This window comes from Blastococcus sp. TF02A-26 (genome assembly GCF_003319125.1).
Classification (GTDB): domain Bacteria; phylum Actinomycetota; class Actinomycetes; order Mycobacteriales; family Geodermatophilaceae; genus Trujillonella.
The window spans coordinates 11,336-26,059 of record NZ_QOHG01000011.1; the positions used below are offsets into that span (position 1 = coordinate 11,336).

General features: G+C 76.2%; 12 protein-coding genes. 10 read left to right on the top strand and 2 right to left on the bottom strand.

Translation table 11 applies throughout. From position 1 onward, the window contains the following. The first annotated feature begins 388 nt into the window (after positions 1–388). Genes steA through DQ240_RS13545 form a run of 8 tightly spaced genes read left to right on the top strand, consistent with a single transcriptional unit; the run spans position 389 to position 10,856 of the window. A complete protein-coding gene (gene steA / locus DQ240_RS13510; RefSeq protein WP_113840145.1) occupies positions 389–1,576 on the top strand; it encodes a putative cytokinetic ring protein SteA in 1,188 nt (395 codons plus the stop codon). After that, complete coding sequence (locus DQ240_RS13515) at positions 1,573–2,520, top strand: copper transporter (RefSeq protein WP_113840146.1); 948 nt, start codon at positions 1,573–1,575, stop codon at positions 2,518–2,520. Before steA ends, DQ240_RS13515 begins: the two co-directional genes overlap by 4 nt. Continuing rightward, entirely contained in the window at positions 2,517–3,362 is an 846-nt protein-coding gene (locus DQ240_RS13520; protein ID WP_233498705.1) for a hypothetical protein, read from the top strand. Before DQ240_RS13515 ends, DQ240_RS13520 begins: the two co-directional genes overlap by 4 nt. Next, on the top strand, positions 3,359–4,993 hold the full coding sequence (gene murJ / locus DQ240_RS13525) for a murein biosynthesis integral membrane protein MurJ (protein ID WP_113840147.1): 1,635 nt from the start codon (positions 3,359–3,361) through the stop codon (positions 4,991–4,993). Before DQ240_RS13520 ends, murJ begins: the two co-directional genes overlap by 4 nt. Next, complete coding sequence (locus DQ240_RS13530; protein ID WP_113840148.1) at positions 4,990–6,117, top strand: glycosyltransferase family 4 protein; 1,128 nt, start codon at positions 4,990–4,992, stop codon at positions 6,115–6,117. The genes murJ and DQ240_RS13530 overlap by 4 nt, the downstream gene beginning before the upstream one ends. Beyond that, complete coding sequence (locus tag DQ240_RS13535; protein ID WP_113840149.1) at positions 6,114–8,528, top strand: hypothetical protein; 2,415 nt, start codon at positions 6,114–6,116, stop codon at positions 8,526–8,528. The genes DQ240_RS13530 and DQ240_RS13535 overlap by 4 nt, the downstream gene beginning before the upstream one ends. Continuing rightward, complete coding sequence (locus DQ240_RS13540) at positions 8,503–10,257, top strand: CTP synthase (protein ID WP_113840150.1); 1,755 nt, start codon at positions 8,503–8,505, stop codon at positions 10,255–10,257. Before DQ240_RS13535 ends, DQ240_RS13540 begins: the two co-directional genes overlap by 26 nt. Next, positions 10,257–10,856: an NUDIX hydrolase gene (locus DQ240_RS13545; protein ID WP_113840151.1), complete on the top strand. Its 600-nt coding sequence runs from the start codon at positions 10,257–10,259 to the stop codon at positions 10,854–10,856. The genes DQ240_RS13540 and DQ240_RS13545 overlap by 1 nt, the downstream gene beginning before the upstream one ends. Here the strand turns inward: DQ240_RS13545 and DQ240_RS13550 are convergent. Further along, a complete protein-coding gene (locus DQ240_RS13550) occupies positions 10,853–11,473 on the bottom strand; it encodes a hypothetical protein (protein WP_147261995.1) in 621 nt (206 codons plus the stop codon). The genes DQ240_RS13545 and DQ240_RS13550 overlap by 4 nt on opposite strands. 159 nt (positions 11,474–11,632) lie before the next feature. Beyond that, positions 11,633–12,280, bottom strand: a complete 648-nt coding sequence (locus DQ240_RS13555; protein ID WP_199589292.1) for a hypothetical protein — start codon at positions 12,278–12,280, stop codon at positions 11,633–11,635. A 153-nt stretch (positions 12,281–12,433) separates the two neighbouring features. Here DQ240_RS13555 and ald point away from each other — a divergent pair, with 153 nt between their 5' ends. Continuing rightward, positions 12,434–13,549 (top strand): alanine dehydrogenase, encoded by a 1,116-nt coding sequence (ald, locus tag DQ240_RS13560; protein ID WP_113840153.1) that lies wholly within the window; start codon positions 12,434–12,436, stop codon positions 13,547–13,549. 8 nt (positions 13,550–13,557) lie between these two features. Further along, a complete protein-coding gene (locus DQ240_RS13565) occupies positions 13,558–14,526 on the top strand; it encodes a site-specific tyrosine recombinase XerD (RefSeq protein WP_113840274.1) in 969 nt (322 codons plus the stop codon). Positions 14,527–14,724 lie beyond the last annotated feature (198 nt).

A 14,724-nucleotide genomic window follows, 5' to 3' on the forward strand; every position in this document is an offset into this window, starting at 1 on the left:
AGCGGCGCGGCGGCCCCGCCGACCGCGGCCCGGAGCGTCCTCCCCCTCCGGAGTGCGTCCTCCCTCGCCGTCCACCGTGAGGGAGGTCGCTGCAGGATCAGGTGAGCTGATCGGGGCGGGGGCCTGCGCCGCTTCCACCGGCTCGTCGGCGCCCTGGCTCGGGACCGGCTCGACGACCTCGTCGGAACCGGCCGGACGGATCACTGCAGGCGCCCCGTGAGTCACACCGGCAACGCTAGACAGCCGGTTCGGCCGCTCCGGCGGGGCGCCCCGAGCGGCCGGTGCCAGCGTGTCGCGGCAGGGTGGTGTCGACCACTCTGCGTGACCGACCGGTCGCGGGCGCGCGTCGGAGGGAGGCGCCCGGAGGCCTGCGTGGCAGCATCGGCCCATGCGCATCGGCACCTTGCGACGGGGCCGGGGCCAGGAGCAGGTGTCAGGCGTTCCCGGCACTGCCCGGCTCGACCGCCGCACCAAGAACCTGACCAAGCGGTTGCGGCCCGGTGACATCGCGGTGATCGACCACGTCGACATCGACCGGGTGAGCGCCGACTCCCTCGTCGCCTGCAAGGTCGCCGCGGTGGTCAACGCCGCGCCCAGCATCTCCGGGCGCTACCCGAACCTGGGGCCCGGGATCATCGCCGAGGCCGGTATCCCGCTGCTCGACGGCGTCGGCAAGGACGTCTTCACCGCCCTCAAGGAGGGCACCGAGGTCCGGCTCGACGGCGACACGCTGTACCGGGCCGACGGCACCGCGGTCGCCACGGGCACGCTGCAGACCCCCGACACCATCGCCGAGGCCATGGCCGAGGCCCGCGCCGGGCTGTCCACGCAGCTCGAGGCGTTCGCGGCCAACACGATGGAGTACATGAAGCGGGAGCGCGCGCTCCTGCTCGACGGCGTCGGCGTGCCCGACGTCCGGACCGGGATCGACGGCCGGCACGTCCTGATCGTCGTCCGCGGGTACGACTACAAGGAGGACCTGCAGGCGCTGCGGTCCTACATCCGCGACTACCGGCCGGTGCTGATCGGCGTCGACGGCGGCGCGGACGCGCTCATCGAGGCCGGCCACACGCCCGACATGATCATCGGCGACATGGACTCGGTCAGCGACGACGTGCTGCGGTGCGGCGCCGAGGTCGTGGTGCACGCCTACGCCGACGGGCGCGCACCCGGGCTGGCCCGCGTCCAGGAACTCGGCGTCGACGCGATCACCTTCCCCGCCTCGGCGACGAGCGAGGACATCGCGATGCTGCTGGCCGACGAGAAGGGCGCCTCGCTCATCGTCGCCGTCGGCACCCACGCCACGCTCGTGGAGTTCCTCGACAAGGGCCGCGGCGGCATGGCCTCCACGTTCCTGACCCGCCTGCGGCTGGGCGGCAAGCTGGTCGACGCCAAGGGCGTCAGCCGGCTCTACCGCAGCCGGATCTCGACCCTCACCCTCGTCGTCCTCGTCCTGGCCGCGCTGGTCTCGATCGGCGCGGCCCTCGCGGCGTCCACGGCCGGGCAGATCTACTTCGACCTGCTCGTCGACAAGTGGGACGGCTACATGTTCTGGCTGGAGAACCTCCTCTCGTGATCGACTTCCGGTACCACATCGTCTCCCTCGTCGCGGTCTTCCTCGCGATCGCCCTCGGCATCGTCATCGGGACGACGGCCCTCAACGGCCGGGTCCTCGACGACCTCGAGGACCAGGTCACCGGCCTCCAGGAGGACAAGCGCAGCCTCGAGGACACGACCCAGGCCCTCCAGGCCCGCCTGGACACCGGTGACCTGTTCGAGGAGGCCGTCGGCCCGGCGCTGGTCGAGGGCACCCTGACCGAGCGCAGCGTCGTGCTGGTGGTCGACGGGGAGGACGTCGCCGACGAGACCATCGAGGCCGTCCAGTTGCTGGTCGACCAGGCCGGCGGGACGGTGACCGGCACCCTCCGGCTGACCGAGTCCTACGCCGACCCGGCCAAGGAGTCCGAGCTGCAGAGCTACGTGACCGGCCCGGGCCGGCCCGCGTCGGTCACCCTCCCGGAGACCGACGACACCGGTGAGCTGGTCGGCTCCGTGCTCGCCCAGGTGCTCGTCGTCCCGTCCGACGGCGCGACGCCGGACTCCGCGCAGCTGTCCTCCGTGCTCGCCGGTCTCTCCGCCCTCGACGTGCTGACCCAGGAGTCGCCGTCGATCCAGGCCGCCCAGCACGTGGTCGTGCTGACCGGGGGCGTGCAGGACGGCGACGACGCGGAGGACCGCCTGTCGACCCTCGTGGAGCTCGTCACCGCCCTCGACGCCGCCGGCTCCGGGGCCGTGGTCGCCGGGGACGCCGCCTCGGCGCGCGAGAACGGGCTGGTCGGGGTCGTCCGGGCCGACCCCGAGACCTCGGCGCTCGTCTCGACCGTGGACAACGTGGAGTCCGCCGCCGGCCGGATCAGCACCGTGCTCGCGCTGAGCCAGGAGGGCGAGGGCACCTCCGGCAAGTACGGCACCGGTGAGGACACCCAGCCGGTGCCGCCGGTCCTCGCGCCGACCCCGTGACCGGGGGACCCCGCCGGCTGCTCCTCGCGGCCGGCGGCGCCGCGGCGGCCCGGGCCGGGCTCGCCGCCGCCGCCGCGCTCACCGCCCGCCCGGCCGGCGCGCCCTGGCGGCGCAGCAACTACGCCGGGCGGCCCGTGACGCTGCTCGGCGGACCCGCGCTCGCGCTGGCCGCCACCACGACCGCCGCCCTCGGCGCCCCGGCGGGGACCGCAGCCGCGGCGGCGCTGGTCGGCACCGTCTCCGGCGTGGTCGGCGGCTACGACGACCTCGCCGGCGCCCGGCCCGAGCAGGCCCGGGACAAGGGGCTGGCCGGACACCTCCGCGCGCTGCGCGCCGGGCGGGTCTCGGCGGGCGCGGTCAAGGTGGCCGGCATCGGCGCGGCCGCCGTCGCGGCTGCGGCGCTCACCCGCCGGCCGGGGGCGTCCCGCGGCGCGGCGCTGGCCGACGGCGTGCTCACCACGGGTCTGGTGGCGGGGACGGCGAACCTGCTCAACCTGCTGGACCTGCGGCCCGGCCGCGCCGGCAAGGTCGCCGCGGCGCTGGCCGCCGGCACCCTGCGCGGCCCGTCCGGCGGGCTGTCCGCCGGCCCGCTGGGCGCCACCGTCGCCGTGCTCCCCGCCGATCTCGGGGAGCGGGTCATGCTCGGCGACAGCGGCGCGAACGCCGTCGGTGCGCTGCTCGGCCTGCGCCTGGCCGAACTGCCCGGCCGCCCGGCGCGCACCGCACTGCTGGGCGTCGTCGTCGCGCTCACCCTCGCCAGCGAGAAGGTCAGCTTCACCCGCGTGATCGAGGCGACCCCCGTCCTGCGCGAGCTGGACCGGCTCGGCCGCCTGCGCCCGTGACCGCCCGGCAGGTGGCCCGGGGCGTCGCCGGCGCCGCCGCGGTCATCGCGGTGCTCACCGTCCTCGCCCGGCTCGCCGGCTTCGGCCGCACGCTGGTCTTCACCAACGTCGTCGGCGCCGGCACCACCGGCGACACCTACATCGCGGCCAACACCGTGCCGAACATCGTCTTCGAGGTCGTCGCGGGTGGCGCTCTGGCCAGTCTCGTCGTCCCGATGCTGGCCGGCGGCATCGCGGCGGGGGACCGGGATCAGGTGCGCCGGACCGCCTCGGCGCTGCTGGGCTGGACGCTGCTGGTCCTCGTCCCGCTGGCTGCTCTCGTGGCGGTGCTGGCCGGGCCGATCGCCCGGCTGCTGCTCGGCGGTGGTCCGGACGCCGAGGTGGACCTGGCCGCCCGCTTCCTCGTCGTGTTCGCGCCCCAGGTCGTCCTCTACGGCATCGGCATCGTCGTCGCCGGCGTGCTGCAGGCCCACCGCCGGTTCTCGGGCCCCGCGCTGGCCCCGCTGCTGTCCAGCGTCGTGGTGGCGGTGGCGTACCTGGTCTTCGCGGCGATGGACGGCGGTCGCGACGTGGCCGACCTCGACCGGCCGGCCGAGCTGGTCCTCGGCGTCGGGACGACGCTCGGCGTCGCGGCGCTGTCCCTGTGCCTGCTGGTGCCGCTGCGCCGGTTGCGCCTCGGACTGCGGCCGTCGCTGCGCTTCCCCGCCGGTGTCGCCCCGCGGGTGGCCCGGCTGGCGATCGCGGGCGTGCTCACCCTCGCCGGGCAGCAGCTCGTCGCCGCCGTCGCCATCCGCCTGGCCAGCTCCGGTCCCGACGGCACGCAGGTCGTCTACACCGCGGGCCTCACCCTCTTCCTGGTCCCGTGGGCCGCGCTCGCCGTGCCGCTGGCCACATCGGCCTACCCCGGCCTGGCCGAGCGGGCCGAGCGCGGTGACCGGACCGGTTTCGCCGCGGCGCTCGCCCCGGTGACCACGCTGGTCGCGGTCGCCTCGGCGCTGGCCGCCGCGCTCCTCGTCGCGGCCGCCGGCCCGATCGCCCGCGTGTTCCTCGTGGGCCAGGCCGACGACCGCGTGGCCGCGCTGCGGGACACGATCGTCGCGTTCGCCCCGGGGCTGGTCGGCTACGGCCTGGTCGCCGTCCTCACCCGGGCGCTGTACGCGCAGGGACTGTGGAAGGCGCCGACGGTCTGCGTGGTCGGCGGCTGGACCCTCGCGGTGGTCGCCGACGTCGTCCTCGCCGGCGTCCTGGACCCCGCCCACCGCGGGCTGGCGCTCGGCCTCGGGCACACGATCGGCGTCACGGTCGCCGGCGTCGCTCTGCTCGCGGTCGTCGCCCGGGTCGCGGGGCCGGCCGCGCTGGCGGGCGCGCTGCGCGCCGGCGGGCCGGCGCTGCTCGCGGCCGGCGTGGGCGCGGCCGGCGGGCTCGTCGTCGCCCGCCTCCTGGACGCCGACCCGGTGCCCGACACCGGCCCGCTGGGGGCCGTGGCCGCTGGTGTGGCCGTGGGCGGGGTCGTGCTCGTGCTGGCCGCGGCGGTCATGATGGGCACCGCGCGGCGACCGCTCACCGCGGCCGTGCGCGCGCTGCGGGCGCCGGACCCGCGGCCGGACGAGATGGTGGGAGGTGCGCGGTGAGCGGGACCCCCCTGAGCGGACGCCGGGTGGCCGAGGTGCTGGCCACCAGCACCGGCGGCGTGGGCACCCACGTCCGCGCCGTCGTCCCGGCGGTGGTCGCCGCCGGCGCCCAGGTCCTGGTGTGCGGCGCCGCCCCGACCGAGGAGCTCTTCGGGTTCCGCGCCGGGGGAGCGGAGTTCGCGCCCGTCGGCATCGGTGCCGGCCTGGCACCGGTGGCCGACGTCCGCGCGATCGTCGAGCTGCGCCGCGCGCTGACCGGCGCCGACCTGGTCCACGCGCACGGTCTGCGCGCCGGCCTGGTCGCCGCGGCCGCGCTGCGCGCGCCCGGCGGACGGCGGCGCCCCCTGGTGCTGACCCTGCACAACGCGCTGCCCGAGGGCGGCGGGCTCCAGCGCCGGGTGCTGGCGACGGCGGAGCGGGCCACCATCCGGGGTGCCGACGTCGTGCTGGCCGCCTCCGAGGACCTCGCCGAGAACGCCCGCCGGCTCGGTGCACCGGACGTCCGGATGGCCCCCGTGAGCGCGCCCGCCCTGCCCCCGGCGACCCGCACCCGCGACGACGTGCGCGCCGAGCTGGGGCTGGCCGACGGGCGGCGGCTGGTCGTCGCCGTCGGCCGGCTGCACCCGCAGAAGGGCTACGACGTCCTGCTCGACGCCGCACGCAGCTGGGCGGACGGCCCGCTCGTGGTGATCGCGGGCGACGGGCCGCTGCACCACGAGCTGCAGGACCGGATCACCGCCGAGCGCCTGCCCGTGGTGCTGCTGGGCCGCCGCGACGACGTCGCCGACCTGCTCGCCGCCGCGGACCTGTGCGTGCTGCCCTCGCGGTGGGAGGCCCGCTCGCTGACCGCCCAGGAGGCGCTGCGGTCCGGGACGCCCCTGGTCGCCACCCGCACCGGCGGTCTGCCCGGGCTGCTCGGGGACGCCGCGGAGCTGGTCCCGGTCGGCGACGCCGGCGCGTTGGCCACCGCGGTGACCCGGGTGCTGGGCGATCCCGCCCGGGCCCGCGCGCTGGCCGAGGCGGGACTCCGGCAGGCGGAGTCCTGGCCCGACGAGGCGGCCACCGCCCGCACGCTGGTGGCGCTCTACCGGGAACTGCTGGGGTCGCCGGACGGCTCCGCGTGACCCGGCGCCTGCTCGCCGTGCTGCTCGCCGCCCTGGGACTCCTGCTGGCGGCGCCGGGGACGGCGGGAGCGGCGCCGGCCGACGGGTTCCGCGCCGACCGGGTGGTGGTGGTCGGCGTCCCCGGGCTCACCTGGGCCGACGTGACGCCGGAGCAGACGCCGCAGCTGTGGGCGCTGGCCGAGGACGCCGCGATCGGCGCGATGTCGGTCCGCGCCGCGCGCGCGACCACCTGCGTGCTGGACGGCTGGGCGACCATCGGTGCCGGCAACCGGGTCCGCGTGCCCGGTCCGGACGACGGACTGCCCCCCGTGCCGCTGCCCACCGTGCCGGTCCCGGAGGACCCCGCCGACCCGGCCGCGCCGACCGTTCCGCCGGCCGACCAGGAGCCGGTGCTGGACTCCTCGCTGACCTACTGCGGCCTCCAGGAGCGGCTGGTCAGCGCCGGGCTGAAGGACCCGCAGGCCGCGGTGCGGCGCACCGCCGAGGACGCCGGGACGATCCGGTTCGGCGCGGAGCCCGCGGCCCTGGGCGCGGCGGTCGGCTGCGCGACCGTGGTCGGCCGGGCCGCCTCGGTGGCCGTGGCGGCGCCGGGCGTGCCGCTGACCCCGGCCGAGGTGCTGCCCACCGAGCCGGACGGGGTCGCCGCGCTGCTGTCGGGCTGCCCGCTGTCGCTGGTCTCGCTGGACGCCCTGCTGACCGCCGGCCGCCCGGGCGTCGACCAGACCGACGACGGCACCGACCCCGCCCCGCGCGCCGCCGCGCTGGCCCGCATCGACGAGTCGGTCGGCCGGCTGCGGGCCGCCGTCGACGCGCTGCCCGGCGACACCCTGCTGCTCGTGCAGGGGATCTCGGAGGTCAACGACGGCCGTCCGCAGCTGCACGTCGGGATGGCCGTGGGCCCCGGCTTCGACGCCTCGGGCTGGCTCACCTCGGCCAGCACCGGACGGGCGCCGTACGCGCAGCTCATCGACGTCGCGCCGACGGTCCTGCGGGCGCTGGGAGAGGAGGCGCCCTCGTCGTTCAACGGCCAGCCCCTGCGGGTCTCCGGCGAGCGGCCGGCCCTGGCCGAGGCGGTGCAGGTCCTCGACCGGGCGAACACCGCCGCCACCGTGCACCACCGGCACACCGCCTTCTGGTTCTGGTCGCTGGTCGCCGTCTCCACGGCGGTGGTCGTCGCCGGGGTCGCGGTGCTGGGCGCCGGGCAGCGCCCGCGGTGGGCGCGCCGGCTGCCGTGGCCCGGGACAGCCGATGGGGGGCCGCGTGCCCGCGGCGCCGTGCGGGTCCTCGCGCTCGCCGCGGCCGCGCTGCCCGCGGCGACCTACCTCAGCGGCCTGGTGCCGTGGGAGCGCGCCGGGGCACCGTTCGCGGCGCTCGTCGGCAGCGTGGCAGCCGCCGACGTCGTCCTCACGGCCGTCGCGCTGATCGGCCCCTGGCGCCGCCGGCGGCTGGGCCCGGGCGCCGTCGTCGTCGGGATCACCCTCGCCACACTGGTCGGTGACGTCGTCACCGGCTCGCACCTGGAGCTGATGTCCCCGCTGGGCTACGACCCGATCGTCGCCGGCCGGTTCACCGGCTACGGCAACCTCAGCTTCGGCCTGCTGGCGGTCTCCGCCCTCCTGGTCACCGCGGGGCTGGCCACCGTCGCCGGTCGCCGGGCGCGCCCGGACCGGGCCCGCCGGGCCGTCGCGCTGACCGTGCTCGCGGCGGGGCTCGTCGTCGTCGGGGTCGTCGGGGCGCCGCCGCTGGGCCGCGACTTCGGCGGGGTCCTGGCCGCGCTGCCCGGCTTCCTGCTGCTGGCCATGCTGCTCACCCGCACGCGGGTCACCGTGGTCCGGCTGGGCGCGATCCTCGGCCTCGCGGTGCTGGCCGTCGGCACGGTCGCCGTCCTGGACTGGCTGCGCCCGGCCGGCGACCGCACCCACCTCGGCCGGTTCGTCGAGCAGGTGCTCACCGGCGAGGCCTGGACGGTCGTCAGCCGCAAGGCCCAGGCCAACCTGGACATCCTCACCCGCAGCCCGCTGGCGTGGATGCTGCCGGTCGCGCTGGTGGCCGCGGTCTGGCTGATCCGGCGCGGCGGGCTGCTGCGCACGTCCCGCACCGGACCGGCGGTGCCGGGCGCGGCGGCGGGGACGGCGCGGCTGCGTCCGGCCGACGCCTCCGTCGTCCGCGCGGCCCTGGTGTGCACCGCGCTGAGCCTGACGATCGGCGCGGTGGTCAACGACTCCGGCGTCGCGGTGCCGGGCACGGCCGCCACGCTGCTGGTACCGCTGCTGGTGTGGCTGGCCGGGGGACCGCGCGACGGCACCGCCGTCGGGCCCGACGTGGCCGACGGCACCACCGCCTCCGGCGGTGGGGACGAGGGCGGAGCTGTTACGGTGGTCTCCCGTGGGTCGACCGTCAGGAACGCTTGATCAGTCCGGATCTCTCGCATCCCGGAGCCTCCTCCACAACTCCCAGCCGACGAAGTTCGTCTTCGTCACCGGCGGGGTTGTCTCCTCACTCGGCAAGGGGCTGACAGCGAGCTCGCTGGGCGCCCTGCTGTCCAGCCGTGGCCTGCGGGTCACGATGCAGAAGCTGGACCCCTACCTCAACGTCGATCCCGGGACGATGAACCCGTTCCAGCACGGCGAGGTCTTCGTGACCGAGGACGGCGCGGAGACCGACCTCGACGTCGGTCACTACGAGCGCTTCCTCGACATCGACCTCTCCGGCCGCGCGAACGTCACGACCGGGCAGGTGTACTCGGACGTGATCGCCAAGGAGCGGCGCGGCGAGTACCTCGGTGACACCGTGCAGGTCATCCCGCACATCACCAACGAGATCAAGGCGCGGATCCTGGCCGGGGCCGACGCGGCCGGGGACGGCGACCGCGTCGACGTCGTCATCACCGAGATCGGCGGCACCGTCGGCGACATCGAGTCGCTGCCCTTCCTCGAGGCCGCCCGCCAGGTGCGGCACGAGATCGGCCGCGACAACTGCTTCTTCCTGCACATCTCGCTGATCCCCTACATCGCGCCGTCGGGCGAGCTGAAGACCAAGCCGACGCAGCACTCGGTCGCCCAGCTGCGCAGCATCGGCATCCAGCCCGACGCGCTGGTCTGCCGCTCGGACCGCCCGATCAACGAGGGCATCAAGCGCAAGATCGGGCTGATGTGCGACGTCGACGCCGAGGGCGTGACCTCGTGCCCCGACGCGCCGTCGATCTACGACATCCCCAAGGTGCTGCACCGGGAGGGCCTGGACGCCTACGTCGTCCGCCGGCTCGGGCTGCCCTTCCGCGACGTCGACTGGACCGTGTGGGGCGACCTGCTCGAGCGGGTGCACGCGCCGAAGCAGACGGTGGAGATCGCGCTGGTCGGCAAGTACATCGACCTGCCCGACGCCTACCTGTCGGTCAGCGAGGCCCTGCGCGCCGGCGGCTTCGCCCACCGCAGCCGGGTGAAGCTGCGCTGGGTGCCCTCCGACGACTGCCAGACCCCGGAGGGCGCGGAGAAGGCGCTGGCCGGGGTGGACGGCGTCTGCATCCCCGGTGGCTTCGGCGTCCGCGGCATCGAGGGCAAGCTCGGTGCGCTCCGGCACACCCGGGTCAACGGCATCCCGACCCTGGGGCTGTGCCTGGGCCTGCAGTGCATGGTCATCGAGTACGCCCGCGACGTCGCCGGGCTCCCCGAGGCCAACTCCGCGGAGTTCGACCCGGAGACCCCTGACGCGGTCATCGCGACCATGGCCAGCCAGGTCGACGTCGTCGCCGGCGAGCGGGACATGGGCGGCACGATGCGCCTCGGCAGCTACCCCGCCGCGCTGCAGAAGGGCTCGGTCGTGGCCGGCGCCTACGGCAGCACCGACATCACCGAGCGGCACCGGCACCGCTACGAGGTCGCCAACGCCTACCGCGACCGGCTCTCCGAGGCCGGCCTGGTCTTCTCCGGCACCTCCCCGGACGGGCTGCTGGTGGAGTTCGTCGAGCTGCCGCGGGAGTCGCACCCGTTCTTCGTCGGCACCCAGGCACACCCGGAGCTGAAGAGCCGCCCGACCCGGCCGCACCCGCTGTTCGCCGCCTTCGTGCAGGCCGCGATCGACTTCCAGGAGTCCGCGCGGCTGCCGGTCCCGATCGACGAGGCGGAGAAGGTCGGCATCTGATGAGCGAACCGGCCGCCGACGGCGACTACCGGCTCATCTCCAGTGAGCGCGTGCACGACGGCCGGGTGATCAGCCTCGACCTCGACACCGTGGCCATGCCCGGCGGCGGGGACAGCGTCCGCGAGGTGGTCCGCCACCCGGGAGCGGTCGCCGTCGTCGCGCTGGAGCAGGACGGCTCCGTCGTCCTGCTCCGGCAGTACCGGCACCCGGTCGGCGGCTACCTCTGGGAGCTGCCGGCCGGGCTGCGCGACGCCGACGGCGAGCCGCCGCTGGAGACGGCGAAGCGGGAGCTGGCCGAGGAGGTGCAGCTGGCGGCCGAGCGCTGGTCGCTGCTGGCCACCTACTTCAGCAGCCCCGGCTTCTGCGACGAGCAGGTGCTGGTCTACCTCGCCGAGGGGCTGTCGCCGGCCGACCGGCCCGAGGGGTTCACCGTCGAGCACGAGGAGCTCGACATGACCGTCGACCGGGTGCCGCTGGCCGAGGCGGTGCGCCGGGTGATGGCCGGCGGGATCCGCAACCCCGCCGCGGTGATCGGGCTGCTGGCCGCCGACCGGTACCGCGCCGGTGGCGTGGAGCTCCGCCCGGCCGACGCGACCTAGGGGATGAGCACCGGCGCCGAGGTGCCGACCTGGACGAACTCCACCAGCTGGGCGTCCTCGTCCCAGGTCTGCTCCTCGAGCCAGAACACGTAGTGGACGCCCGAGGTCAGCCCGGCGATGGTGGTGCTGACCTCGCCGCAGTCGTCGCGCTGGCCGACCAGCTGCTGCGGCGGCGCCGGCTGCACGCCGGTCACCAGCTGCTGGCTGACCGCCTGCACCCGGTAGCCGGTCACCCTGCTGTTGTCGCTGTCGGCCATCCAGGTGAGCGTCGCCGAGCCGACCGCGGGGACGATGGCCGGCACGATGCGCCGCGGGCTGGTGTACCCGCCGCAGGTGGCCTCGGGGGGCGTGTACTCGGGGATGACGCCCCGGGGCACGGTCGGCGGCACGAACTCGAGGTCGATGCCGCGGGGCACGGGGATCGCGACGTTCGGCGCGGCGATCGCCGGTTCCGGGACGTCGAAGCCGGTCCGCTCGACGACCTGCGGCACCTGCGGAACGCGGTCGATCGTCGTCCCGGCGTCGCGGAACGGCGCCCAGGAGGCGGTCACCTGCGCGGCGATCTCGGTGGCGGGTGCGCCCAGGACGACCAGGCCGACCGCGAGGACGGCGGCCACGGTCCCGGCACCGGAGGCGACCGGGTGCCCGCGCCGCCGCGACCGCTTCCGCGCGGGCGTGCGTCGTCGGCTCGGCCGGCGGCCCGCCTGTCCCATCCCCACCTCCGGTCTCACGGAGTCCATCGGCACCGGGCGGGGGGAGTTGAGCCGAGTCCGGGGTCAGCCCGGCGGCGCGGTCGCCCCGGAGCCGGCCGCCGCGGCCGCGGGGAGGCGCAGACCCAGCCGGTCGGCCTCCAGCGCGGCCAGGGCGCGGGTCGCCGCGGGGTCGCCGGTGCGCCAGGCGGCGGCGGTGCCGGGCGGCAGCGCGGCCAGCCGGGGGAGGGGTGCGGTGGCCACCGCCCGCGCGGCGAGCAGGTCGAGGTCGGGGGCCCGTGAGTCGAGCACCCGGGAGACCGCGGTGGCCTCCCGCGCCCAGCCCAGCCGCCACGGCAGCCAGCGCAGCAGCAGCCAGCCCACCGGGAGGACGACGAGGACGACGGCCAGCCAGAAGGCGAGCGTGCCGACGGCGTCCTGGGCGGACTGGCCGGCGCCGTTCACCGAGTCGCCGGCCGAGCCGAGCGCGTCGAACGGGACGGCCAGCTCGTCGCCGACGACCGGGACGTCGTCGGCGACGTCGGCGGCCGAGCCCATGCTGTCGGCGACGGAGGCGCCGAGGGACTCCACCGCCTCGCCGGGTTCGGCGAGCACCAGCACGGCTCCGTGCACCACCCGGGCGACGACCACCCAGAGCACGACCCAGGCGAGCATGCCGAGGTCGGCGAGGACGTGGGTCAGCCGCTTGTCGGGCCGCTCGGGGTACAGACGCACCGGCTCATGGTGGGTCAGCAGGCGCCGTCCGGCAGGCCGAGCCGGTCCGCCCGTGCGCTCCTAGACTCCGCGCCGAGCGCCCCCGACCGGGGCGCCACTGACAGGCCCACGACCCCGACGACCTCGGGGCAGGGCCGGACCGGGAGCCAGCAGATGCGCGTCGGGGTGCCACGGGAGATCAAGAACCACGAGTACCGGGTGGCGCTGACGCCCGCGGGGGTGCACGAGCTGACCCGCGCCGGGCACGAGGTGCTCGTCGAGCGGGGTGCGGGAGAGGGCTCCTCCATCCCGGACGACGAGATGGTCGCCGCCGGTGCGCGGATCGTGCCCGCGGCCGACGACGTCTGGGCCGACGCCGACCTGCTGCTCAAGGTCAAGGAGCCGATCGCCGAGGAGTACGGGCGGCTGCGGGCCGGGCAGACGCTGTTCACCTACCTGCACCTGGCCGCCTCCCGCGAGTGCACCCAGGCGCTGGTCGACTCGGGCACCACCGCGATCGCCTACGAGACGGTGCAGACCGCGGACGGCGCGCTGCCCCTGCTGGCCCCGATGTCGGAGGTGGCCGGCCGGATGGCGCCGCAGGTGGGTGCCACCGCGCTGGAGCGGGCGCACGGCGGGCGCGGGGTGCTGCTCGGCGGGGCGCCCGGGGTGTACGCGGCGAAGGTCGTCGTCCTGGGCGCCGGGGTCTCGGGGATGAACGCCGCCACCATCGCGCTGGGGATGCAGGCCGAGGTCATCGTGCTGGACCGCGACGTGGACAAGCTGCGCGCCGCCGACCGCGTGTACCGGGGGCACCTGCAGACCGTGGCGTCCAACGCCTACGAGGTCGAGCGCGCGGTCCTCGACGCCGACCTGGTGATCGGCGCGGTGCTGGTGCCGGGCGCGCGGGCGCCGAAGCTGGTGACCGACGACCTGGTGGCCCGCATGAAGCCCGGCTCGGTGCTGGTCGACATCGCCGTCGACCAGGGTGGGTGCTTCGAGGGGACGCGCCCCACCACGCACGACGCGCCGACCTACCGCATGCACGATTCGGTGTTCTACTGCGTGGCGAACATGCCGGGCGCGGTGCCCAACACCTCGACCCACGCGCTGACCAACGTCACGCTGCCCTACGTCGTGCGCCTGGCCGACGAGGGGACGACGGCGGCGGTGCGGGGCGACCGGGCGCTGGCGCACGGCGTCAACGTGGCGGCCGGGCAGGTGGTGCTGCCCGAGGTCGCCGAGGCGCACGGGATGACCGCCGTGGGCCTGGAGGAGGTGCTCGTCTGACCAGCACGCTGAGCGCGGGACCGGACGTCGAGCGCGCCGTCACCGGCTACCTCGACCACCTGACCGTGGAGCGCGGTCTCGCCGCCAACACGATCTCCTCCTACCGCCGGGACCTCCGCCGCTACACGGAGTTCCTCGCCGCCGCGGGGGTGCGGGGGCTGCGGGAGGTCGCCGAGTCCGACGTCGCCGCCTTCCTCGCCGCACTGCGCCGCGGGGACGACGAGCACCCGCCGCTGTCGGCGACCTCGGCCGCCCGCGCCGTCGTCGCCGTCCGCGGGCTGCACCGCTTTGCCCTGCTCGACGGCCTGGTGCCCGACGACGTGGCGCACGAGGTCCGCCCGCCGGCCCCGGCGCGGCGGCTGCCCAAGGCGCTGCCGGTGGAGTCCGTGGTCGCGCTCATCGAGGCGGCCGGCGCACTGGAGGGCCCGCGCGGCCTGCGGGACCGGGCGCTGCTGGAGCTGCTGTACGGCACCGGCGCCCGCATCTCCGAGGCCGTGGGGCTCAGCGTCGACGACCTGGACCAGGGCCAGGCCGCAGTCCGGCTCTCCGGCAAGGGCGGCAAGCAGCGGGTGGTGCCCGTCGGCAGCTACGCGCTGCGGGCCGTCGAGGACTACCTGGTCCGCGCCCGGCCCGCGCTCGCGGCTGGAACGCGCCCGCCCACCCACTCGCGCGGACGCGCCGGGGCGCTGTTCCTCAACGCCCGCGGCGGGCCGCTGTCGCGGCAGAGCGCCTGGTCGATCCTGCGGGCCGCCGCCGAGCGGGTGGGCGACGCCGCCGGCATCTCCGTGGCCGACGTCTCCCCGCACACGCTGCGGCACAGCTTCGCCACGCACCTGCTCGACGGCGGCGCGGACGTCCGGGTGGTGCAGGAGCTGCTGGGGCACGCGTCGGTGACGACGACGCAGGTGTACACGCTGGTGACCGTCGACCGGCTGCGCGAGGTGTACGCGACCAGTCACCCGAGGGCGCTCACCTGACAGCGGATCCGTCGTCGGCTCGTCGAGAAGTGCCCGACCGTTCGACTTGATCGGCCGGGACCGTTGGCACAGCTCGACATGCCGACCCGCGACACGGCGTGCCTCCACGGCAATCGCGTGCCAGATCCCTACCGTCGTCGGCGACCCGAGCGGTGGGGAAGACCGCATCCGGCGCGCAGCGCGCCGGCCGGGCCGGAG

What these genes read in the sequence shown, in the direction of transcription:
- ald (WP_113840153.1), top strand. Translation starts at nt 12,434, where the DNA reads ATGCGCGTCGGGGTGCCACGGGAGATCAAGAACCACGAGTACCGGGTG.
- DQ240_RS13545 (WP_113840151.1), top strand. Translation starts at nt 10,257, where the DNA reads ATGAGCGAACCGGCCGCCGACGGCGACTACCGGCTCATCTCCAGTGAG.
- steA (WP_113840145.1), top strand. Translation starts at nt 389, where the DNA reads ATGCGCATCGGCACCTTGCGACGGGGCCGGGGCCAGGAGCAGGTGTCA.